Origin of the sequence: Tessaracoccus lubricantis (genome assembly GCF_039544535.1) — a bacterium.
GTDB lineage: Bacteria > Actinomycetota > Actinomycetes > Propionibacteriales > Propionibacteriaceae > Arachnia > Arachnia lubricantis.
Window position 1 is genome coordinate 134,271 of the sequence record NZ_BAABLV010000041.1, and the last position, 22,205, is coordinate 156,475.

Genomic DNA, 22,205 nt, shown 5'->3' on the forward strand with positions numbered 1-22,205 from the left:
GACGATCACGCCGGGTGGTCGCTCACTGGTTGGCGGCTGCCAGCTGGCCGCAGGCGCCGTCGATCTCCTGTCCGCGGGTGTCGCGGAGCGTGACGGGGACGCCGCGCCTCTCCAGCGTGTCGATGAAGGCCTTCTCGTCGGCCTTCCGCGAGGCCGTCCACTTCGACCCCGGGGTCGGGTTGAGGGGGATGAGGTTGACGTGCACCCATCCCCAGTCGCCGCGCTTCTTGAGCACCTTCGCCAGCAACTCCGCCCGCTCGACCTGGTCGTTGATGTCGCGCATCATGGCGTACTCGATCGAGACGCGCCGCTTGGTCACCCGCGCGTACTCCCACGCGGCGTCGACGACCTCCGCCACCTTCCACCGCGTGTTGATCGGCACGATCTCGTCGCGCAGTTCATCGTCGGGGGCGTGCAGCGACACCGCCAGCGTCAGGGGCAGGCCCTCGTCGGTGAGCTTCTGGATGGCCGGCACCAAGCCGACGGTGGACACGGTGATGCCACGGGCGCTCATGCCGAACCCGTTGGGCCCCGGTGCCAGGAACGTGCGGATCGAACCCATCACGGCCTTGTAGTTGGCCAGCGGCTCACCCATGCCCATGAACACGATGTTGTTGAGCCTGCCGGTGGTGCCGGGCACCAGCCCGGCGGCCAACTGCTGGTCGGCGGCGAGGACCTGGGCGGTGATCTCCGCTTGGGAGAGGTTGCGCTTCAGGCCGCCCTGCCCGGTCGCGCAGAACGGACAGGCCATGCCGCACCCTGCCTGCGACGAGATGCACAGCGTGGTGCGCTGCGGGTAGCGCATGAGCACCGACTCGAGCAGCGATCCGTCGTGCAGCCGCCACAGGGTCTTGACGGTGGCGCCATCGTCGGTGCTGCGGCGGGTCACCTCCGTCAACAGCTGGGGGAACAGCTGCTCCCCCAGCTCCTGGCGGATGCCCGCCGGGATGTCGGAGAACTGGTTGACGTCGGTCTCGAGCCGGTCGAACACGTGCCGCGAGATCTGGTCTGCCCGGAACCTGGGCAGGCCCAGCTTCTGGGTGGCCTCGACACGCTCCTCGGGCGAGAGGTCGAACCAGTGCGTGGGCGGCTTGCCCCTGCGGGGGGCTTCGAACACGAGCGGCAGGGTCTTGACGGTCATGGATGCCTTCCTGGGGCTGGACGGGGGGCGGCGCTCAGGCGCCGAGGGCGAGGTGCAGCACGAGCCAGCCCACCGGCACGGCCACGAGCATGGAATCGAGACGATCCATGATGCCACCGTGGCCCGGCAGGAAGTTGGACATGTCCTTGATGCCGGCATCGCGCTTGATGAGCGACTCGACGAGGTCACCGGTGGTGGCGGCCATGGAGCCGAGCACGCCCAGGAGGACGCCCACCCACCAGGGGGCACCCAGGAGGTAGACCGCGCAGGCCACGCCCACGGCCGCGGCGAACACCACGCCACCGCCGGTGCCCTCCCACGTCTTGCTGGGGCTGATGGCCGGCGCCATCTTGTGCCGGCCGAACAACACCCCGGTGGCATAGGCCCCGGTGTCCGATGCCACGACGACGGCGATGACGCTCAGCATGCGCAGGTTGCCGTCGGAGGCACCCATCAGCAGTGGGATGAACACTCCCAACAGCGGCACGTAGGCGATCAGCAGTGCGCTGGCCGCGACGTCACGGATGAAGCCCTCGGCGCCCCGCACCAGTCGGCCCACCAGGGCCGCGATGGTCATGGAGCCCAGGCAGATCACCACGAAGGTGGTGGGCTCGATGCCCACGTCCCGCGTCGACACGAGGTATCCGCCCAGCACGCTGATCACGGTGCCGATGGCCACGGGCAGCCACACGGCCCGCATGCCCTTGCGGCTCAGGGCCCGCTTGATCTCGACGACGCCCAGCCCCAGGGCCGTGGCCGCGATGGCGATGAACAGCCACGGCAGCCAGATGAGGCCGACGGCGATGCCGGCGAACAGGGCCACGCCGACGCCGATGGCGGCCGGGAGGTCCCGGCCCGCCCTCGACTGCTTCTTCGGCTCGGCCTCGGTTGCCATCAGACCTCGAGGAGCTCGGCTTCCTTGTTCTTCAGGAGTTCGTCGATGCTGTCGACGAACTTCTTCGTGGTGGCGTCGAGGGCCTTCTCGGCGCGGGACAGGTCGTCCTCGCCGATCTCGCCGTCCTTCTCGAGCTTCTTCAGCGCGTCGATGGAGTGACGACGCAGGTTGCGCACCGCGATGCGGGCCTCCTCCGCCTTGTGCTTGGCCATCTTGATGTACTCCTTGCGCCGCTCCTCCGTGAGGTGCGGCATCACGACGCGCACGGCGTTGCCGTCGTTGCTCGGGTTGACGCCGAGGTCCGCGTCACGGATGGCCTTCTCGATGGCGCCCAGCGCGCTGCGGTCGAACGGGGCGATCAGCATCGAGCGGGGGTCGGGCGAGGTGAACGTCGCCAGCTGCTGCAGCGGGGTGGGGGCGCCGTAGTAGTCCGCCAGGAGCTTGTTGAACATGGCGGGGTGCGCGCGGCCGGTACGGATGGTCGAGAGGTCCTCGCGGGCGAAGTCCACCGCCTGCTGCATCTTCGTTGAGGCCTCTTGCTGGATCTCGGCGATCATGTCTTGCTCCTTTGCTGTGGATTGGGGGGTTAGCGCGACACCAGGGTGCCGATGTGGTCACCGGCGACGGCGCGGGCGATGTTGCCCTTGGTGGAGAGGTTGAAGAACACCATGTCGAGCCCGTTGTCGCGGGCCAGCGAGATGGCGGTGGCGTCTGCCACCTTCAGGTTCTTGGTCAGGAAGTCGTCGTAGGTCAGGCTCTCGAACTTGGTGGCGTCCGGGTTGGTCTTGGGGTCCGAGTCGTAGACGCCGTCGACGCCCTGCTTGCCCATCAGGAGCACCTCCGCGCCGATCTCCAGTGCCCGCTGCGCGGCGACGGTGTCGGTGGAGAAGTACGGCATGCCGGAGCCGGCGCCGAAGATCACCAGGCGGCCCTTCTCGAGGTGCCGCTCCGCCCGGCGCGGGATGTAGGGTTCGGCGACCTGGGCCATGCTGATGGCGGACTGGACGCGCGTCTCGATGCCGGCCTTCTCGCAGAAGTCCTGCAGCGCGATGGAGTTCATCACGGTGCCGAGCATGCCCATGTAGTCGGCCCGGTCGCGCGCCATGCCGTTGTGCGACAACTCGGCACCCCGGAAGTAGTTGCCTCCCCCCACGACGACCGCGACCTGCGTGCCGGAGCGCACCACGTCGGCGATCTCACGGGCGATGTCCGCCACCACCGTGACGTCGACGCCGAGTTTGCCTCCGCCGAACACCTCACCGGACAGCTTCAGCAATACTCGCGAATATCCCACTTGTTACTCCTGGGGTGTTGGGGGCTGGACATGCGACGTGCGCCGCGACCACTGGGGTCGCGGCGCACGTAACTCTACTTCACTGGGGGCAGGCAGGTGCGCTCAGGCACCCACTGCGAAGCGGGCGAAACGCACGATGGTGGTGTTGCCCTCCTGCAGCGCGGCGCCCACGGACTTCTTGTCCTCCCACACGGCGGCCTGGTCGACGAGGACGACGTCCTTGAAGAAGCCGTTGACACGGCCTTCGACGATCTTCGGCAGGGCACCCTCGGGCTTGCCCTCCTCGCGCGCGGTCGCCTCGGCGATGCGGCGCTCGTTCTCGACCAGGTCTGCCGGCACCTCGTCGCGCGAAGCCCAACGGGGGTTCATCGCGGCGACCTGCAGTGCCGCCTGGTGGGCCAGTGCCTTGTCACCGGTGTACTCGACGAGCACGCCGACCTGCGGGGGCAGGTCAGCGGCGCGACGGTGGAGGTAGACGTGGCTGTCACCGGAGTACTGCGCGACGTTGGCCAGCGAGATGTTCTCGCCGATCTTGGCGCCCAGCTCCTGGACGGCGTCGGCGACCTTCGCGCCCGAGGCGAGCTCGGCGGCGTTGGCGGCCTCCACGTCGGTGGCACCGGTCTTGATGACGGCGTCGAGGATCTGGTCTGCCAGCTCGACGAACTCGGCGTTCTTGGCGACGAAGTCGGTCTCGGCGGCGAACTGGATCAGTGCGCCGTCGCGGCCGGCGACGATGCCGTTGGTGGCTTCGCGGTCAGCACGCTTGGCCTGCTTGGCGAGGCCGTGGATGCGGAGGGCCTCGACGGCCTTCTCGAAGTCGCCGTCAGTCTCGGTGAGGGCCTTCTTCGCGTCCATCATGCCCGCGCCCGTGGCGTCGCGGAGCTTCTTCACATCAGCGGCAGTGATTGCCATGTGTGGGGTTTCCCGTCTACTCGATCGATTGGAATCAGTTGGCGTCGGTGGTGTCGGCCTCGGCGGCCGGGGTGGCCTCCTCGGCGGCCTCTTCCGCGACAGGAGCGGCGTCGGCGGCAGCCTCGTCGGCAGCCGGGGCCTCGGCCTGCTCGGCCCCGAGGAGCTCGCGCTCCCAGTCGGGCATGGGCTCGGCCTCGGTCTCACCCTCGCCGGAACGGCCGGAGGAGCGCTCGATGAGGCCCTCGGCGACGGCGTCGGCGATGATGCGGGTCAGCAGGGCGACGGAGCGGATCGCGTCGTCGTTGCCGGGGACGGCGTAGTCGACCTCGTCGGGGTCACAGTTGGTGTCGAGGATGCCGACGATCGGGATGTTCAGCTTGCGGGCCTCGTCGACGGCGAGGTGCTCCTTCTTGGTGTCGACGATCCACACGGCCTGCGGGGTGCGGACCATGTCACGGATGCCGCCGAGGGTCTTGTCGAGCTTGGTGCGCTCGCGGTCGAGCTGCAGGAGCTCCTTCTTGGTGAGGCCCGAGCCGACGGTGTCGGTCAGGTCCATGCCCTCGAGCTCCTTGAGGCGCGAGATGCGCTTCGAGACGGTGCCGAAGTTGGTCAGCATGCCGCCGAGCCAACGCTGGTTGACGAACGGCATGCCGACGCGGGTGGCCTGCTCGGCGATGGCCTCCTGGGCCTGCTTCTTGGTGCCGACGAACAGCACCTGGCCGCCGCGGGCGACGGTGGACTTGACGAACTTGTACGCCTTGTCGATGTAGCTCAGCGACAGCTGGAGGTCGATGATGTAGATGCCGTTGCGCTCGGTGAAGATGAACCGCTTCATCTTGGGGTTCCAACGACGGGTCTGGTGACCGAAGTGAACGCCCGACTCGAGCAACTGACGGGTAGTGACGACTGCCATGGTCGTACCTTTCTGCGGCAGGGCGCTGCCCCACCTGAATCTGGTGGGCGCGGGGCCCACGGGTGGTTGAGGTGACCTCCGGGGAGGCCTTGTCCTGATGCGCCCGGTGCCCGCACCCCCGTCTGCGACGGAGGACCACGCGACCACCGGCGGTTTCCCCGCTCAGCGCATGCGATGTCAACCCATGAGGGTTGCGGGGCCAATGTTAGCCAGCGGCGTGGCCCGGTGCCAAACAGGCGTGGTTGTCCACAGCCCCCGCAACCCGTGGTGATCCGTGGCGTCGGGTGGCCACAGTGTTGGCGTGCGAACCGTAGCTGCCCTCATCCTCTCCCTGCTCCTCGCCGTGCCATCCCCCACGGCGCTGGCCGACGACCTCATCCTCACCGCCCCGGTGGAGGGCCGCGTGCTGCGCGGCTTCGACGACGTGGGCCGCTACGCCGCCGGCCACCGCGGGGTCGACCTGGCCGGCGGCGACGGCGCGGCGGTCCTGGCGGCTGCGGCGGGCACCGTCCGCTTCGCCGGGTCCGTCGCCGGGCGCCCCACGGTCTCGGTCGACCACGGCAACGGCTGGCGCACCACCTACCAACCCGTCCGCGCCGCGGTGGGCACGGGTGACCTCGTGGGGGCGGGCGAGCGGATCGGCAGCCTCGTGGCCGGACACTGCGACGCGGGGCCCTGCCTGCACTGGGGCCTGACCGACGGTGAACGCTACGCCGATCCCACCGCCTTCATGGCGGTCCCGGTGGTGCGGCTGCTCCCGCGCGGCTCGGTACCGCTCAGCCCGCCGTCGATCGGCGCCGCGCCGGCGGCGGGCCGGCTGGGCGGCCCACCGGTCGCCGGCCAGGTGACCTCCCGCTACGGGATGCGCCGACACCCCGTGACGGGCGTGTACAAGCTGCACGACGGCGTCGACTTCGGCGCGGCCTGCGGCACCCCCGTCACCCTCCCGCGGGGTGGCACCGTGACGTCGGCGGGGTACCACGGCGGCTACGGGTACCGGGTGATCGTGGACCACGGCGGTGGCCTGGTGACCGCCTACGCCCACCTCCCCCGGGTCGGCGTGAGCGTCGGGCAACGGCTCAGCGCAGGCCAGGTCGTCGGCGTCGTGGGCTCCAGCGGGCTCTCCACCGGGTGCCACCTCCACTGGATGGCCTGGCAGGGCGGGCGGCTCCTTGACCCCCTCACCCTCCTGGAGGGCTCCTGACCGCTACCGTGGGCACCATGACGCAGCAGCTCCTGCCCGATTGGGTCCGTTTCTACCAGCCGGGCGTACCTGCCCACATCGAACTGCCCACCGAGTCGCTCACCGACATGTGCGAACGATCCTGCCGCGAGGCGGGTGACAAGGTGGCCACCGAGTTCTTCGGCGGCCGGATGACCTACCGCCAGTTGGGTGAGCGCATCGAGCACGCCGCGGAGGGGCTGCGACGCCTCGGGGTGGGTGCCGGCGACCGCGTGGCCATCCTGCTGCCGAACTGCCCGCAGCACCTGGTGGCGTTCTACGCCGTCCTGCGGCTGGGCGCGGTGGTGTGCGAGCACAACCCGCTCTCGACGGAGCGCGAACTCGAGGAGGTCTTCGTCGACCACGGCGCGAAGGTGGCCATCGCGCTCGACAGGCTGCTGCCGAAGCTGCGCACCCTGTCCACCGCGCCCACCGTCGTCACGGTCAACCTGCTCGACGAGTTCCCCACCGCCAAGCGGCTCCTCCTGGGGCTGCCGATGCCGGCCCTGCGGGCCAAGCGCGCACAACTCACCGACGGCGCCACCGGGGACGTGACCTGGAAGCAGCTGCTGGCCGGGCCGAAGCTGGACCCGACACACCCGCGCCCCACCGTCGACGACCTGGGCGCCATCCAGTACACCTCAGGCACCACCGGCGTGCCGAAGGGCGTGATGCTGACGCACCTCAACATGTACGCCAACGCGCTCATGGGGGTGGCCTGGATGCACGGGGCCCAGACCGGGCGCGAGGTCAGCTACGCGATGCTGCCGATGTTCCACGCCTTCGGGATGGTCCTCTACGTCACGTTCGGCGTCTACAAGCAGGCCCGCCAGGTGCTGTTCCCCCGCCCGGACGTCGACATGGCGCTGGCGGAGATGCGGAAGAACCCGCCGTCGATCTACTGTGCCGTGCCGCCCATCTACGAGAAGACCGCCAGGGGCGCCAAGGAGAAGGGCATCGACCTGTCCGGGGCGAAGTGGTGCATCTCGGGCGCCATGACGTTGCCCGACGAGACCGTGGCCCTGTGGGAATCTGTCTCCGGCGGGCTGCTGGTGGAGGGCTACGGCCTCACGGAGTGTGCACCCATCGCCATGGGCAACCCCTTCAACGAGACCCGCAAGACCGGCACGATCGGCATCCCGTTCCCCTCGACGCTGCGACGCGTGGTGGACGAGGACGGCCGCGACGTCGGCGTGGGCGAACCCGGCGAACTGTGGATCAAGGGGCCGCAGGTGTTCCAGGGCTACTGGAACAGGCCCGAGGCCACCGCCGAGGCCAAGACGCCAGACGGCTGGCTGCGCACCGGCGACGTCGTGACGTTGGACGAGGACGGGTTCGCCACGATCGTCGACCGGCTCAAGGAGATCATCATCACGGGCGGCTTCAACGTGTCGCCGAGCGAGGTCGAGCGGGTGCTGCGTGAGCACCCGGCGATCGAGGACGTGGCCGTGGTGGGCATCAGGCAGGACCGCGGTGACGAGCAGGTCACCGCTGCCGTGGTCGCCAACGCACCACTCGACGAGGCCGAGGTCCGGGCGTGGGCGAAGGAGCGCCTGTCCGGCTACAAGGTGCCCCGCCGTGTGGTGGTGGTCGACGAACTGCCCACCTCGATGATCGGGAAGGTGCTGCGCGGCAAGGTCCGCGAGCAGATCGCCCCGCTCCTCTGACGGCCCGGCGCGCCGGGCGGCGGTTCAGGCCCTGGGATGGGCCTGCCGGAAGGCCTCGCGCAGGCGTTCCGAGGTGACGTGCGTGTAGACCTGCGTGGTGGCCACCGAGGCATGGCCCAGCATCTCCTGCACGCTGCGCAGGTCCGCGCCGCCCTCCAGCAGGTGCGTGGCCATGGCGTGGCGCAGCCCGTGCGGGCTGGTCTCGGCACCGGGGCCGGCTGCGGCGGTCGCGTCGTGCACGACGCGGCGGGCCACCCGCGGGTCGAGCGCCCCGCCGCGGGCGCCCAGGAACACCGTGTCCGGGCTCGACGGCGTGCTCACCGCGCCCCGCACCCGCAGCCAGTCCTCCAACGCCCTCAGCGCGGGCACGCCGAGCGGCACGGTGCGTTGCTTGCCGCCCTTGCCGAGCACGCTCACCGAGCGCCGGTCGCGGTCGACGTCGCGCAACTGCAGCGAGCACGCCTCGGAGACCCGCAGCCCGCTGGAGTACAGCACCTCGACCAGCGCGAGGTCGCGCAGCGCGATGGGGTCGCCCTCCTCCCCCGCCCGGGACTCGGCTGCGGCAAGCGTCTCCGCCACCGCGCCAGCGGGCAGCACCTTCGGCAGCCGCCGTTGGCGCTTGGGTGCCTTGAGCCGCACGGCCGGGTCCGACGCGACGAGTCCCTCACGCGCCGCCCATGCGAAGAAGCCGCGCACGCACGCCACCCGCCGCTGCACCGTCGAGGCGGCGGCACCCTCGTCGCGCATGGCCCCCAGCCAGGAACGCAGCGTCGACAGCGTGACCCGTCCCGGCGCGATGCCGCAGGACGCGGCGAGCTCCCTCAGGTCGGTGCCGTAGGCGCGCACGGTGTGGGCGCTCAGACCGCGCTCCGCGGCGAGGTGCGCGGCGTAGTCCTCCAGCAGCGCCAGCCAGCCCTGGGGAAGTTCCATGCCTGCCATCCTCCCCGAAGAAGCAGGCGCGCGGCAGCGACACCCCGTGCGGCATACTTGTGCGTCGAACCCGATCCGAAGGAGCACCATGGCTGAGGCCGATCTCACCCAGGGCGGCAAGGTCCTGCCCATCACCCGTTGGGGAACGCCGGTGATGCACGCGCAGACCGAACCCGTGACCGAGTTCGGCGAGGAACTGCACGGGTTGATCCGCAACATGTGGGCAACCATGCGTGCCGCAGAGGGTGTGGGCCTGGCCGCCACTCAGGTGGGCGTCGGAGTGTCGGTGTTCGTCTACGAGTGCCCCGATGCCGATGACCGCATCCAGCGCGGCGTGGTCTGCAACCCCGTCGTGACCCTGCCCGAGGGCAAGGACCGCAACCTGGACGCGGCCGAGGAGGGCTGCCTGTCCTACCCCGGCGGCTACCAGAGCGTCGCCCGCCCAGATCTGGCCACCTGCACCGGCCAGGACGCCTACGGCAACGAGATCACCGTCAAGGGCACCGGGCTGCTGGCCCGCTGCCTGCAGCACGAGACCGACCACCTGGGCGGCACGGTCTTCGGCGACCGCCTCTCCGCCAGGGCTCGGCGCCAGCTCGACAAGAAGGTCGAAGAACTCGCGTGGCGCTACCCCGACGACTGGCCCGTGTCGCCGAAGCGTTCCGCCGCCCCCACCCCGCAGGAAGAGGACTGAGCTCAGCCCCCGGAGGGGCCGTCGTCGATCCGGTCGGGCAGCTCGGAGCAGAGCACCACGACGGTGTCGAGTGCCTTCCAGTCGGCGGCCCGCAGCTGCTCGCGCAGCGCATCGAGTTCTAGGAGGCCCGGGTGGTTCTCCCGCCGGGGCACCACGAAGACCTCCGAGTGGAAGACGTGCCCCATGTCACGCACCCGCACGGCCGCCTCGTCGACCCACGGCTGGGCCAGGGCCGTCGAGCGCATCGCGTGGATGACGGGGTGTGCCTCCTGTGACGCGATGGGAGTGGCCCGCGCGTCCAGCAGTGCGTTCATGGCCCCCCGCAGGTTGGTCACGCCGTCCTTGACGATGCTGGCCGACACGAGGATGGCCGCCGCCGAGTCCGCCCACCACCAGCCCATGCCGATGCCGGCGACGCCCGCGACCGTCGCCACGGCGGTGGACCAGTCGGCCTTCAGCATGTCGGCGTCGGCCGACAGCAACTGGTCGTGCAGTTCCTCGGCCAGCTTCATCTTCATGCGGCCGAGGATCATGGCCGGGGCCACGGTCATCAGCATCACGGCCATCATCGCCCAGCCCGACCAGAACGTGTACCCACCCAGCGTCATGACGCCCACCGGGGGCTTCTCCACCAGCACGAGGGCACTGACGCCGTTGTAGAGCAACGAGAGTCCGAACACCAGCAACGCGACGGCGGCCACCAGGTGCCCGGCCGACATCGCGCGGTGGTGGCCGTAGGGGTGCTTGGCCGAGCGGCTCTTGCTCGCGCGCCACACCCCGATGAGGAACGCGATGGGCGGCAGCTGCGCCAGCAGGTCCTCGATGAAGGCGGTGCGCATCGCCTGCGACTGGCCGGCCACCAGGCCGACGGCGGTGATGAGCACCGACATCACGACCAGCGAGACCCACTGCAGGCGGACGGCCTTGTGCAGCGCCTCCGACTTCTCGGGCGGCAGCGCGGAGTAGCCCCGGCCCCTCACGGCTTGAGGCCTTCCTCGATGAAGTACCGCTCCACGCTCGACAGCAGCGCGTTCTCGCCCATGCGGGTGGCGAGGACGAGCTTGACCTGCTTGCCGTCAGGACCGGTCGTGGTGCCGTAGGGCCGCGTGAGCGCCGCGTGCGTGGTCCACGGCACCGTGGCGGCCAACCCTCCGACGACCATGTCCAGCTCGCCGAGCTTGATCTTCTCCATGAGTTCGCTCTCCGCGCCCTCGACCCATTCGACCTCGGCCCCGATCGACTCGGCCCAACCGGTGACGATGTCGGCCTCGGGCCCGGTGACCTCGCCTTCGTCGGAGACCTCGACGTGCGGCGGGTGGGCCGACACGCCGACGGTGAGCCCACCGTCGATGGCACGCACCAGCGTGTCCTCGGGGTCGCGCGGGTACTCCGGCTCGCTGCAGCCGGCCACGAGCACCACCAGCCCTGCCGAAACCAGTCTGAGAACCACGTTCATGCCGGTGAGTCTGCCAGCCCCACGGGTTCGCCGGACATACCCCAGGGGTTGGGCCAGCTGAGGAGGTTCACGCCCCATTGACGTGGGGTTGGCCTGCAGTTCACCCGCGGTGCCTAGGTTCGAGCCCGACTCCCGTACCGAAAGGACCAGAGGTGAACAAGACCATGGCTGCCCTGGCCATCGCCGGCCTGCTCGCCGTGGGGACCGCAGTCCCCGCGCAGGCCGACACCCGCGCCCCGGAACCCGGCTTCCGCGTGCTCCCCTACCTGCAGGCACCCGCCGCCACGACCATGACGTTCAACTGGATCAGCGAACTCGACACCCCCGGCACGCTGACGGTCACCGGCCCCGGCGTCGACGCCGCCCAGCACACCAGCACGCCGGTGTACCTCCCACTGATGGAGTACAGCCAGAGGGAACTCGACCAGGAGATCCCCGGCCTGGCGAAGGGTTCGTGGCTGAAGTCCAACAGCAACTACAAGCACTCCGTCACGGTCACCGGCCTGCAGCCGGGCGCCAAGTACGACTACACCGTCGTCCAGGACGGTCGCGAGCACGCCCAGAGCTTCCGCACGGCGCCGACCGCCGACGCGTGGGACAAGATCACCATCGCGGCGTTCTCGGACAGCGAGACCGAGCCCTACGGCCGGGTCGAGCACCGCGAGTGGGAGCAGAGCTTCACCAACCGCTACACCGACGGCTCGGAGGAACGCCCGGGTGAGGGCTCACTGTGGCACCAGAAGTTCGGCTCCACCACGCGCTACGGCGAGTTCACGCTGCGCTACCCCCTCAACCAGGACCAGGCCATGCAGTACAACCTGGCCGAGATCGCCAAGTACGACCCCGACCTGTTCATCATCGCCGGCGACCTCACCCAGGGCTCGGGCTACCAGCCCGCCTGGGACGAGTTCTTCGGCTACGTCGCGGGCGAGCACGGCACCATCGCCGGCCGCACGCCACTGCTGACGGCGCTGGGCAACTGGGAGACCTACGCCGCGCTCAACGGCGGTTACGGCTCCGACGCCGACCGCACCCCCGCGGTCATCTCCCGCAACCGCTACCTGCAGTACTTCGACCAGCCCGGCAACCCGGAGGATCCGGCGGCGAAGGGCTCCTACTACCGCACCGACCACGGCCCGGTCACCGTGCTCACGCTCGATTCCACCAACGGCCGCCCCGACGAGAACACGAGGACCGGCACGCTGTCGGGCCAGCCGTTCACCGGCGACGACCGCGGCCTGAACGCCGAGACCATGTCGACCGACACCCAAGGGGAGTTCACCTACGAGTCCTACGTCGACGGCTACCTCAGCCTGTTCCCCGGCTCGACGGAGGCCGACGTCGACCTGCCGAACTTCGACCCCGCGTCCCGGCAGTGGGCCTGGGCCGAGGAACAACTGGCCGACGCGCGCGCCAAGGGGCAGATCATCATCGTGCAGTTCCACCACGCCGCCTACTCGATCGGCGTCCATGGCGTGCCGCCGAACTTCACCCCCGCCGACAACCAGTCGGGCGTCGCCATGCGCCAGTACACCCCGATGTTCGAGGAGTACGGGGTCTCGATGGTGCTGTCCGGCCACGACGAGATGTTCGAGCGCTCGTGGGTCGACGAGGACGGCGACGGGAAGGGCTTCCACTCCTACGACATCGGCGTGGCTGCCGACGGCCTGCGCGGTGAGCTGATGAAGCGCGACGACGAGGGCAACCTCGTGCCCGTGTCCTTCAACACCCACACGCAGTGGAGCGCCATCCGCAACGCGCCCGAGACGTGGGAGAGCGACGCCAACGGCGTGCCGCAGCTCGTCGACGGCGGCCTGCACTACGGCCACCTGCTCATCGAGGTCGTCAACCTCGGCGGCGGCAAGGCGCAGGTCACCGGCACCCCGGTGTACCTGTTCCCCGTGTTCGACTCGGAGTACCAGCTCCAGCGCGTGGAGCGACGCGTCTACGACGACGTCATCTCGTTCGAGGTCGACGTGCCCGCCGCCGAGGAGCCGGAGCAGCCCGGCGCAGCACCCGCCAAGCCGGGGCAGTTCGTCCGCTCCGCCCCGTACACCCTGGCCGGCGAGCACGCGCTCAACGGCCGTCAGTGGCGCACCACCTGCGAGCCGTACTCCCAGACTGAGCGTTGCCGCACCGAGATCCTCGCGACCACCGTCGCCATCGAGGGTGGGGCCTTCGTACGCCGCACCGGCTGGGCGTTCAACAACCTGACGTACCTGCCGTCCATGACCCGCGCGGCGTGGGGTGCCAACCCCCTGGCCAACGCCGGCGAGTGGACCGCGGAGACCGACGGTCGTCGGTGGCGCACCGAGTGCGACACCCCCGCCACCGGCGGTGACGGCTGCCGCACCTACGCCGAGGCGACGATCTACACGGCCACGCCCAGGCCGGCCGGTGGCTACGTCTTCTCGCAGGACGACGAGTTCGTCTTCAACAACATCGTGATGTTCCAGCCGAACCAGTAGCCCGAGCCTCCCGTCAGCCCCGCTGGCGGAGGCTGTGGGCGAGGATCGCCGCAGCAGTGGCCACGTTGAGCGAATCGACCCGGTCGGTCATCGGGATGCGCACGTGGGCCCCTGCTGCGGCGAGCCATTCCCGGCTCAGGCCCGCGCCCTCCGTCCCCAGGAGCAGCGCGACCTTCTCCGGCGCCTCGAAGGCGTCCACGTCCACGGCGCGGGGCGAGATGGTCGAGGCCACGACGGTGAAGCCGGCCTCCCGGAGCCGCGCAAGGTCCGCGGCGCCCCCCATGCGGCGCCACGGCAGTTCGAGCGAGGCCCCCATGGAGGACTTGATCGCCCGGCGGTAGAGCGGGTCGGCGCTGCCCGGCGAGACGAGCACGCCGTCCCAGCCCAGGCCGGCCGCGACCCGCATGATCGCGCCGATGTTGGCGTGGTCGACGATCTCCTCGCAGACGAGCAGCCGGCGCGCGCCCAGCAGGGCCTCCCACGTCGCCTCAGCGGGGCGGTCGAACGAGCCGAGCGCCCCGCGGTGGACGTGGAAGCCGCTGACCTCCTCGATCATCGCCTCGGTGCCGACGTAGACGGGGACGTCGGGAAACCGGGTCAGCAGCGGCAGCACGCCGTCGAGCCAGCGGGGCTGCAGCAGGAGGGACCGAGGTGGGGCGCCTGCGGCGAACGCGCGTTCGATGATCTTGAGGCCCTCGGCGATGAAGCGATCCTCGGAGCGCCGCAGCTGCGCGTCCCTCAGGCCGACGAAGTCGGCGAGGCGCGGGTCTGCGGGGTCGCTCACGTCGATGATCACCGGCCAAGGCTATAGCCTTGCTCATCATGGACCCGTTCGTGCTGCTCGATGACGCCCATGCCGGGCGTGCGCGGCTGCTGACGGGCCTCGCAGCGGTCGACACGGTGACGCTGGGCACCATCGACGACGTCCTCGACGCCGGCTGGGCCGCCGGGCTGCACGCCTTCGCCTGGCTGCCCTACGACCTGGGAGAGGCGGAACTGGGGATCGCCCCCGCCGCGCCGGGCGCGCTGTTCTGGTTCCGGGAGCGCATCGTCGTCGACCCCGACGACTTCCTCCCGGACACCCACGGCTGGCTCACGGACGTGCGCCACGACCTGGACCCGGCGAGCTTCGCTGAGCGCATCGACGCGGTCCGGGAGGCCATCGCCGCCGGGGAGACCTACCAGGTCAACCACACCCACCGCGTGCTGTCGCGCGTGGTCGGCGACCCGCGCGCCGTGTACCGCCGACTACGGCGCCGCCAGCCCGTCGCCTACGGCCTGCTGGCGTACCTGCCGGCCCCGGCCGCGCCGTGGACCCTCAGCCTGTCCCCCGAGCTGTTCCTCGCCGTCGACGACGGGTTCGCGGTGACCAAGCCGATGAAGGGCACCGCCCCCGTCACCCACGACCCGCTGGCCCTCAGCCAGGACCCGAAGAACCGGGCCGAGAACCTGATGATCGTCGACCTGCTGCGCAACGACCTCAGCCGGGTGGCCGTGCCGGGCAGCGTCGACGTGCCCAAGCTCTTCGAGGTCGAGCGGGTGGGCCGGCTGTGGCAGATGACCAGTACCGTGCGGGCGGAGCTGGCGCGCGGCACCACGCCCGGACAGCTGCTGGCCGCCACGTTCCCCTGCGGCTCGATCACCGGTGCCCCCAAGATCGCCTCGATGCGCCTCATCCGCTCCCTCGAGCGCGACCGCCGCGGCCTCTACACCGGCAGCCTCGGCGTCATCGAGCCCGACGACGGCCCGCTGGGCTGGCGCATGACGCTCAGCATCGCCATCCGCACCCTGGAGGTCGACGGCGACACCGCCCGGTTGGGCATCGGTTCGGGCGTCGTCGCCGACAGCACCGCAGCGGCCGAATGGGCGGAATGCGGGGCGAAGGCCGCCTTCGCCAGCGGGCTCGGCCCCACCGTCCACCTGCGGGAGGCCATCCGCGTGGTCGACGGCGTGGCCCCGCTCTCCGAGCGCCACCAGGCGCGCCTGTCACGCTCGGCGGCGGCACTGGGCTTCCCGCCCGTGGACGGCGTGGTGGAGCGCGCCGTGCGGGACGTGCCCGGCAGCGGGAGCTGGCGGCTCGGCATCGACGTGGCGCCGGACGGCACCGTCGACGTCACCCGGGCGGAGCTGGAGCCCACCCGTGAGCCGGTCCGGCTCATCCTGGCGGGCGAGCCATGGGATCCGTCGGCGCTGGCCCGCCACAAGACCACCGACCGCGCGCACTTCGACCGCGCGGCCCAGGAGGCAGCGGCAGAGGGGGCCTTCGACGCCATCGGCCACGACGCCTCGGGCCGCGTCCTGGAGGGGGCCCGCACCAGCGTGTTCGCGCTGCTCGACGGCCGGTGGGTCACTCCCCCGCTGCACCTGGGCATCCTCGACGGCGTGCAGCGCGCGGCGGTCCTGGCCGAGCCCGCGCTGCTGGGCGCCGAACGGGTCGACGAGGAGGAGTTCACCGTCGAGAAACTGCGCGGTGCCAGCCGCATCGTCGTGACCAACGCCCTGCGGGGCGTCCTCGAAGCCACCCTGGAGACCACCCGATGAAGTTGAAGCTCGACCTGACGATGATCGCCATCCTGGGCAGCCTGGCTCTCGGCCTGCTGCTGCCCCTGGACGGCGGGGCCGCAGAGGTGCTCGACGTCGTGACGAAGGTGGCCATCTTCCTGCTGTTCTTCGGCTACGGCGCCCGCCTCTCGACGGAGGAGACGCTCGCCGGCGTGCGGCACTGGAAGCTGCACCTGACGATCCTGGCCATCACGTTCGTGATGTACCCGCTGTTGGCGTTGCCGCTCCTCGGCGTGCCGGAGGGCTGGATGTCGGAGTCGATCAGGATCGGCCTGCTCTTCCTGTGCCTGGTGCCCTCGACGGTGCAGTCGTCGATCGCCTTCACCTCGCTGGCCGGTGGCAACATCCCGGCGGCCATGGTCTCCGCGACCGCCTCCAACGTGCTGGGCGTGGTGCTCACGCCGCTGCTGACCATGCTGTTCATCCGGTCCTCGGGCGGCGGGTCGATCGGGATGCAACAGATCTACGACGTCATGATCCAGTTGCTGCTGCCGTTCGTGCTGGGCCAGTTGTCCCGCTTCTTCACCGCCGGGTTCATGGGCCGCCACCGCAAGGGCCTCAAGTACGTGGACCAGGGCGTGATCGTGCTCATCGTCTACGGCGCGTTCTCGGACCTGCGGGCCTCGGGCGTGTGGCGCACGCTCGACTGGGTGGACGTCGCCTGGGTGGTGCCGGTGACCATGGCGCTGTTGGCCTTCACGTTCTGGTTCACGTGGCGGCTGCCCCACTGGCTGGGCTTCAACCGGCCCGACAGCATCGCGGTGATGTTCTGCGGCACGAAGAAGTCCCTAGCCACCGGCGTGCCGATGGCCATGGTGCTGTTCCCCGCCACCACCGTCGGCGTCATCGTGATCCCGCTGATGCTCTACCACCAGGTGCAGCTGCTCGTCAGCTCCGTCCTGGCCAACCGCCTCGCGGAGGGCCGCGACCATGCGTGACCTCGCAGCTCTCGGCGACGACGAGGTATTCGTCGAGGAGACCCTCACCGGGGCGCTCGGCAGCACGGCGCTGAAGGCCATGGAGTTCGACGGCTGCACGTTCACCGGCGCGTCCATGCACCAGGGGCGGCTGTTCGGCGCGAGCTTCACCGAGTGCCGGTTCGTCGACTGCGACCTGTCCCTGGCGGACCTGACCAACACCTCGTTCGTGTCCTGCACCTTCGAGCGCAGCAAGTTCGTCGGCGTCGCCTGGGGCAAGCTCGGCCCGTCAGGCTTGGGCCAGCCGTACTTCACCGAATGCAAGCTCGACCTCGGCAGCTTCCAGCTGGCCACCGCCGAGCGCTGGGTGTTCGAGCGGTGCTCGCTGGCCGACGTCGACTTCACCTCGTGCAAGCTGGGCCGCAGCCGGTTCACCGACTGCGACCTCACGGGCGCCCGCTTCGCCGACGCCGACCTGCGCGACGCGAACCTGAAGGGCAGCCACGGCTACCACATCGACTTGGGCACGTGCCGCACCAAGGGGCTGCGCCTGACGCCGGACGACGACGCGCTCGCCCTCCTGCGCCAGTTCGGCGTGCAGTTCGACTGACCCGACCGCCCCAGGTCAGCCGGCGGTGTGCAGGATGCGCCCCGCGCCCACCACCAGTTCCCGGCGCGGCACGCGCACCAGCGCGTCCATCTCGTGCTCGGCGTCCACCAGCACGACATCAGCCGGCGCGCCGACCACCAGGTCGTGCACCTCGCGGCCGACGAACCGAGCGGCGCTTCGGGTGGCCAGGTCCATGACCCGTTGGAGGTCCTCGTCGCGGACGATGGACGCCGACCGGGCGTACTGCCAGGCGATCCCGAGGGTGTCGCCGGTGCCGTAGGGCGACCACAGGTCCCGGATGCCGTCGGTGCCGAAGGCGAACGGCACCCCGGCATCGTCGAACTCATGCAGTGGCAGCTGCGGCAGCCGCAGCGGCGCGACGGTGGTGAACGTCATGCCCAGTTCGCCCATGGCCTGGAGCAGGTCGCGGCGGCGGGACTCCCCCACCTGGGCGATCGCGAAGCCGTGTGCGAAGTTCATCCTGCCGTGCAGGCCGAGCCGGTCGGCGCGCTCGATGACCAGGTCCATCTGGAAGGCACCCAACTCAGCGCTGTCGTGGAGGTGCATGTCGATGCCGCACCCCTCGTCGGCGGCGATGCCCAGCAGCACGTCGACCTGCCCGACGGGGTCGCGGTCGATGCCGGCCGGGTCCAGCCCGCCCACGTGCTCGGCGCCCGCCCGCACCGCCTGCCGCAAGAGGTCAGCGACGCCGTCTCGGCGCAGCACGCCGTCCTGCGGGAACGCGACGATCTCCGCGTGGAGCGCGCCCTCCCATTCGGCCACCGCCTCGCGGACCGCCTCGATGCCACGCAGCCCGACGCCGAGGTCGACGTCGACGTGCGTGCGCAGCGCGGTGGTGCCGTACTCGACGAACGCCTGCAGCACCTCGCGGGTGCGTTCGACGCTGGGGATGCCCAACTCGTCGCGGCGGGCCCGCTCGTGCCGGATGCGCCCGTCGGTGCCACCCTCGCCGCCGTAGGACTGCCACTCGAGGCCCAACCAGGACTTGTCGACGTGAGCGTGCGCGTTGACCACCGTCGGCATCGCCAGCAGGCCGTGGCCGTCGACCTCCTCGGCGCCGGGTGCGTCGAGGTCTGCCGCGGGTTCGACGGCGGTGATCAGCCCACCGTCGAAGATGAGGTCCACCGCACGAGTCGCGAGGCCCTCGCCGCGCACCCGCACGTTGCGCAGGGCGGTGATGTGTCGCATCAGGGCTGCTCCATCTCCTGGGGATCGCCCAGCGGGAGGCTCTCGTCTGCCACCGGCTCAGGCGACTGCGGCAGCTCGGGCCTCCCGGCCTGCCGCTTCGCCAGCTTGTTCTGCTCCAGCGCCTTGGCGTCGGCGATGGCCTTCTCCACGGTCTCGTCGGAGCGCTTGCGGTCCTTCGCGGCCTGCTCCTCGATCTCGGCGTGCACGTCGACCTTCTCGGGGCGCTGGAAGTGGCTGGTGGCCTTCGAGACGTACTCGCGCACGTCCTGCGCCTCGCCGCCGGCGATCTGGCCCAGGCCCTTCAGCGCGTCGTTGAGTTCGCTGGGCACGATCCACATCTTGTTGGCGTCGCCGTTGGCGAGCTTCGGCAGCATCTGCATGTACTGGTACGCCAGCAGCGCCTGGTCGGGCTGGCCGGCGTGGATGGCCTCGAAGACGCTGGTGATGGCCTGTGCCTCGCCCTCGGCGCGCAGCATGGCGGCCTGCCGGTCCGCCTGGGCCCGCAGCACCTGTGCCTCCCGGTCGCCTTGGGCGCGGAGGATGGCGGCCTCGCGGTCGCCGCCGGCGGACAGGATCTGGGACTGGCGCTGGCCCTCGGCCAGCAGGATCTGGGCCCGCTTGTCGCGCTCGGCCCGGGCGCCCTTCTCCATCGCGTCACGGATGGTGGGCGGCGGCTCGATGGCGCGCAGCTCCACGCGGTTGACCTTGATGCCCCACTTGCCGGTGGCCTCGTCGAGAACGGCACGCAGCCGCTGGTTGATCTCCTCGCGCGAAGTCAGCGCGGCCTCGAGGTCCATGCCACCGATGATGTTGCGCAGCGTGGTCATGGTGAGTTGCTCGATGGCGGCGCGATAGTTCTGCGCCTCGTACGCCGCACGCACGGGGTCGACGATCTGGAAGTAGATGACCGAGTCGATCGACACCATCAGGTTGTCCTCCGTGATCACGCCCTGCGGCGGGAACGGCACCACCTGTTCACGCATGTCGAGCGTGTAGCGGATCTGGTCGAAGAACGGCACGACGAGGTGCGGCCCCGGCTCCAGCGCCTTGCGGAACTTGCCCAGCCGCTCGACGAGGGCCACCTGCTGCTGGCGGATGATTTTCAGGGTGGCGGCCAGGAGCAGCACGACGACCACCGCCGCGCCGATGAGGATGAACAGTGACGGATCAGGCATCGCGTTTCCTTGACTTGTTACTGGGTGAGTGGGCGGTTGGTGGGATAGACGCTGAGGGTGACGCCGTCGAGGGAGAAGACCTCGATCTCCTCGCCCTCCTCGATGGTGATCGTCGGGTCGAAGGAGCGGGCCTCCCAGACCTGCCCCTCGACCTTCACCTCGCCGGAGTGGCCGGTGATCATGGCGGTGGCCCGGCCCTTGGAGCCGACGATGCTGTCGAGGCTCGAGCGGTAGCCCTTGGAGGCGCGGACCTTGGCCAGCAGCGTGGGGCGCAGCAGGAACAGGGTGGCGACGGCGGTGATCAGCGCCACCGTGATCTGGAGCCAGACGAGGCCGGGGAGGACCAGGGCCACCACGCCGCCGGTGAGCGCTCCAGCCGCCAGCATCAGCAGGGTCAGGTCGAGCGTGAGCAGTTCCGCGGCCGCCAGCGCCATCGCGAGCAGGCCCCAGCCGGCCCAGAGGTTGTCGCGGAACCAGTCCATGAGGTCGTTCATCGTCGGCTCCGGGCGCCCCAGCGGCCGTCGCGGTGGCTGACGGCCAGCGGCATGTCGAACGTGGCGCTGAGGTTCTCGTCGGTGAGGGTGGTCTCGACCGGCCCGGCGGCGACGACGAGGCCCTGCCGCAGCAGCAGCGCGTGCGTGATGCCCTCGGGGATCTCCTCCAGGTGGTGGGTGACCAGTACGGTGGCCGGCGAGTCCTCGTCGAGGCAGATCTCGGACAGCGTGTCCACCAGCGCCTCCCGCCCGGCGATGTCGAGGCCGCTGGCGGGCTCGTCGAGCAGCAGCATCTCCGGGTCCGTCATCAGCGCACGGGCGATCTGGACGCGCTTGCGCTCCCCCTCACTGAGGGTGCCGAACGTGCGCGACGACAGCCGGTCGACGCGCAGCGAGCCGAGGAGGTCGTCTGCCCGGGCCTCGTCGTAGACGTCGTACTCCTCGCGCCAACGCCCGATCACGCCGTAGGCAGCCGACAGCACGACGTCGCGCACCTTCTCCCGCGGCGGGATGCGCTCGGCCAGCGCCAGCGAAGTCAGGCCGATGCGGGGCCGCAGCTCGAACACGTCGACGGCGCCGACGACCTCACCGAGCAGCCCGACGACGCCGTCGCTGGGATACATCTGCGCGGAGAGCACCTGCAGCAGCGTGGTCTTGCCGGCGCCGTTGGGGCCGACGACCACCCAGCGCTCATCCTCATGGATGATCAGCGAGATGCGGTCAAGGAGCACGTTGTTGCCGCGCTTGATCGTCACGCCTGCCAGTTCTGCCACCGTTGCCATGGCCACAACCCTACCGGCTCGCGCGGGGTCACTGAGCGTGGCACGTCCGAGCGCGCGCGGGCCGTCTCACGACGATGGGGCCGTCAGGCTCCCGTCGAGTGCAGGCCGCCGTCGACGTGCACCATCTCGCCCGTCGTTGCGGGGAACCAGTCGCTGAGCAGCGCCACGACGGCCTTGGCCGACGGCACGGCATCCGAGGCGTCCCACGACAGCGGGGCGCGCTCGGCCCAGATGTCGTTGAACGACGAGGCGCCGGGGATGGCCTTCTTCGCCACCGTGTCGACGGGGCCGGCGGCCACCAGGTTCACCCTGATGCCGTCCGGGCCGAGGTAGCGGGCCAGGTAGCGCGACGTCGACTCCAGCGCGGCCTTCGCCACGCCCATCCAGTCGTAGGCCGGCCAGGAGTAGCGCGCGTCGAACGTGAGGCCGACGACGCCGGCGCCGCGGTTGAGCATGGGCTTGGCGGCCATCGTGAGCGACTGCAGCGAGTACGCCGAGATGTGCATCGCGTTGCCGACGGTGTCCCAGTCGGTGCTGAGGAACGCCCCGCCGAGCGCCTTCTCGGGGTCGGCGTAGGCGATGGAGTGCACGATGCCGTCCAGTCCGCCGTCGAAGTGCTCCCCCAGCATGCTGGGCAGCGCGTCGAGGTGCTCGCGGTTGGTGATGTCGACCTCGATCAGCGGCGGGACCGTGTCGAGCTTGCCGATGGCGCGCTGTGCCGGCGCGACGGCGCGGCCGGCCGCCGACACCACGACGTTGGCACCCTCGCGCTGGGCGATGTCGACCACCGCGTACGCGATGGAGGTGCGCATGGTCACGCCGGTGACCAGGATGTTCTTTCCTTCGAGCAGACCCATGGTTGTC

At 70.4% G+C, this 22,205-nt stretch carries 22 protein-coding genes; 7 read left to right on the forward strand and 15 right to left on the reverse strand.

Annotated features, from left to right (window positions below; all coding sequences use genetic code 11):
* Positions 1–22: 22 nt before the first annotated feature.
* The 6 genes from rlmN to rpsB form a co-directional block, all read right to left on the reverse strand.
* Positions 23–1,141, reverse strand: a complete 1,119-nt coding sequence (gene rlmN, locus ABEA30_RS14185; protein WP_345583967.1) for a dual-specificity RNA methyltransferase RlmN — start codon at positions 1,139–1,141, stop codon at positions 23–25.
* A gap of 34 nt (positions 1,142–1,175) precedes the next feature.
* Entirely contained in the window at positions 1,176–2,036 is an 861-nt protein-coding gene (locus tag ABEA30_RS14190) for a phosphatidate cytidylyltransferase (protein ID WP_345583969.1), read from the reverse strand.
* A complete protein-coding gene (gene frr / locus ABEA30_RS14195) occupies positions 2,036–2,593 on the reverse strand; it encodes a ribosome recycling factor (RefSeq protein ID WP_386085867.1) in 558 nt (185 codons plus the stop codon). The genes ABEA30_RS14190 and frr overlap by 1 nt, the downstream gene beginning before the upstream one ends.
* 29 nt (positions 2,594–2,622) lie before the next feature.
* Complete coding sequence (pyrH, locus tag ABEA30_RS14200; RefSeq protein WP_345583971.1) at positions 2,623–3,330, reverse strand: UMP kinase; 708 nt, start codon at positions 3,328–3,330, stop codon at positions 2,623–2,625.
* A gap of 102 nt (positions 3,331–3,432) precedes the next feature.
* The gene (tsf, locus tag ABEA30_RS14205) at positions 3,433–4,242 is read right to left on the reverse strand and encodes a translation elongation factor Ts (protein WP_345583973.1); all 810 of its coding nucleotides are present in this window, start codon (positions 4,240–4,242) and stop codon (positions 3,433–3,435) included.
* Between the two features lie 34 nt (positions 4,243–4,276).
* Complete coding sequence (rpsB, locus tag ABEA30_RS14210; protein ID WP_345583975.1) at positions 4,277–5,155, reverse strand: 30S ribosomal protein S2; 879 nt, start codon at positions 5,153–5,155, stop codon at positions 4,277–4,279.
* A gap of 301 nt (positions 5,156–5,456) precedes the next feature.
* On the opposite strand from rpsB, the gene ABEA30_RS14215 reads away from it, so the two are divergent.
* Positions 5,457–6,359: a M23 family metallopeptidase gene (locus ABEA30_RS14215; protein WP_345583977.1), complete on the forward strand. Its 903-nt coding sequence runs from the start codon at positions 5,457–5,459 to the stop codon at positions 6,357–6,359.
* Between the two features lie 17 nt (positions 6,360–6,376).
* Positions 6,377–8,044, forward strand: coding sequence for an AMP-binding protein (locus ABEA30_RS14220; protein ID WP_345583979.1), 1,668 nt, complete (start codon positions 6,377–6,379; stop codon positions 8,042–8,044).
* Positions 8,045–8,068: 24 nt separating this feature from the next.
* Here the strand turns inward: ABEA30_RS14220 and ABEA30_RS14225 are convergent, their stop codons facing one another.
* Positions 8,069–8,974, reverse strand: a complete 906-nt coding sequence (locus tag ABEA30_RS14225; RefSeq protein WP_345583981.1) for a tyrosine recombinase XerC — start codon at positions 8,972–8,974, stop codon at positions 8,069–8,071.
* A gap of 88 nt (positions 8,975–9,062) precedes the next feature.
* Between ABEA30_RS14225 and def the strand changes: the two genes are divergently transcribed.
* Entirely contained in the window at positions 9,063–9,668 is a 606-nt protein-coding gene (gene def / locus ABEA30_RS14230; protein ID WP_345583983.1) for a peptide deformylase, read from the forward strand.
* 2 nt (positions 9,669–9,670) lie between these two features.
* On the opposite strand, the gene ABEA30_RS14235 is transcribed toward def, so the two are convergent.
* Entirely contained in the window at positions 9,671–10,648 is a 978-nt protein-coding gene (locus tag ABEA30_RS14235) for a cation diffusion facilitator family transporter (RefSeq protein WP_345583985.1), read from the reverse strand.
* On the reverse strand, positions 10,645–11,124 hold the full coding sequence (locus ABEA30_RS14240; protein ID WP_345583987.1) for a transporter substrate-binding domain-containing protein: 480 nt from the start codon (positions 11,122–11,124) through the stop codon (positions 10,645–10,647). Before ABEA30_RS14240 ends, ABEA30_RS14235 begins: the two co-directional genes overlap by 4 nt.
* Positions 11,125–11,276: 152 nt before the next feature.
* Here ABEA30_RS14240 and ABEA30_RS14245 point away from each other — a divergent pair, with 152 nt between their 5' ends.
* Entirely contained in the window at positions 11,277–13,592 is a 2,316-nt protein-coding gene (locus ABEA30_RS14245; protein WP_345583989.1) for a metallophosphoesterase family protein, read from the forward strand.
* 13 nt (positions 13,593–13,605) lie between these two features.
* On the opposite strand, the gene ABEA30_RS14250 is transcribed toward ABEA30_RS14245, so the two are convergent.
* Positions 13,606–14,388: a TrmH family RNA methyltransferase gene (locus tag ABEA30_RS14250; protein WP_345583991.1), complete on the reverse strand. Its 783-nt coding sequence runs from the start codon at positions 14,386–14,388 to the stop codon at positions 13,606–13,608.
* Between the two features lie 26 nt (positions 14,389–14,414).
* Here ABEA30_RS14250 and ABEA30_RS14255 point away from each other — a divergent pair, with 26 nt between their 5' ends.
* Genes ABEA30_RS14255 through ABEA30_RS14265 form a run of 3 tightly spaced genes read left to right on the forward strand, consistent with a single transcriptional unit; the run spans position 14,415 to position 17,681 of the window.
* On the forward strand, positions 14,415–16,133 hold the full coding sequence (locus ABEA30_RS14255) for a chorismate-binding protein (RefSeq protein WP_345584066.1): 1,719 nt from the start codon (positions 14,415–14,417) through the stop codon (positions 16,131–16,133).
* The gene (locus ABEA30_RS14260; RefSeq protein ID WP_345583993.1) at positions 16,130–17,092 is read left to right on the forward strand and encodes a bile acid:sodium symporter family protein; all 963 of its coding nucleotides are present in this window, start codon (positions 16,130–16,132) and stop codon (positions 17,090–17,092) included. Before ABEA30_RS14255 ends, ABEA30_RS14260 begins: the two co-directional genes overlap by 4 nt.
* Positions 17,085–17,681 (forward strand): pentapeptide repeat-containing protein, encoded by a 597-nt coding sequence (locus ABEA30_RS14265; RefSeq protein ID WP_345583995.1) that lies wholly within the window; start codon positions 17,085–17,087, stop codon positions 17,679–17,681. Before ABEA30_RS14260 ends, ABEA30_RS14265 begins: the two co-directional genes overlap by 8 nt.
* Before the next feature lie 15 nt (positions 17,682–17,696).
* On the opposite strand, the gene ABEA30_RS14270 is transcribed toward ABEA30_RS14265, so the two are convergent.
* The 5 genes from ABEA30_RS14270 to fabI form a co-directional block, all read right to left on the reverse strand.
* Positions 17,697–18,890, reverse strand: a complete 1,194-nt coding sequence (locus tag ABEA30_RS14270; RefSeq protein ID WP_345583997.1) for an amidohydrolase family protein — start codon at positions 18,888–18,890, stop codon at positions 17,697–17,699.
* Entirely contained in the window at positions 18,890–20,065 is a 1,176-nt protein-coding gene (locus ABEA30_RS14275) for an SPFH domain-containing protein (protein WP_345583999.1), read from the reverse strand. Before ABEA30_RS14275 ends, ABEA30_RS14270 begins: the two co-directional genes overlap by 1 nt.
* 17 nt (positions 20,066–20,082) lie before the next feature.
* Positions 20,083–20,559 (reverse strand): NfeD family protein, encoded by a 477-nt coding sequence (locus tag ABEA30_RS14280; protein ID WP_345584001.1) that lies wholly within the window; start codon positions 20,557–20,559, stop codon positions 20,083–20,085.
* Positions 20,556–21,341: an ABC transporter ATP-binding protein gene (locus tag ABEA30_RS14285; protein ID WP_345584003.1), complete on the reverse strand. Its 786-nt coding sequence runs from the start codon at positions 21,339–21,341 to the stop codon at positions 20,556–20,558. The genes ABEA30_RS14280 and ABEA30_RS14285 overlap by 4 nt, the downstream gene beginning before the upstream one ends.
* Before the next feature lie 83 nt (positions 21,342–21,424).
* Positions 21,425–22,198, reverse strand: a complete 774-nt coding sequence (fabI, locus tag ABEA30_RS14290; RefSeq protein ID WP_345584005.1) for an enoyl-ACP reductase FabI — start codon at positions 22,196–22,198, stop codon at positions 21,425–21,427.
* Between the last annotated feature and the right edge of the window lie 7 nt (positions 22,199–22,205).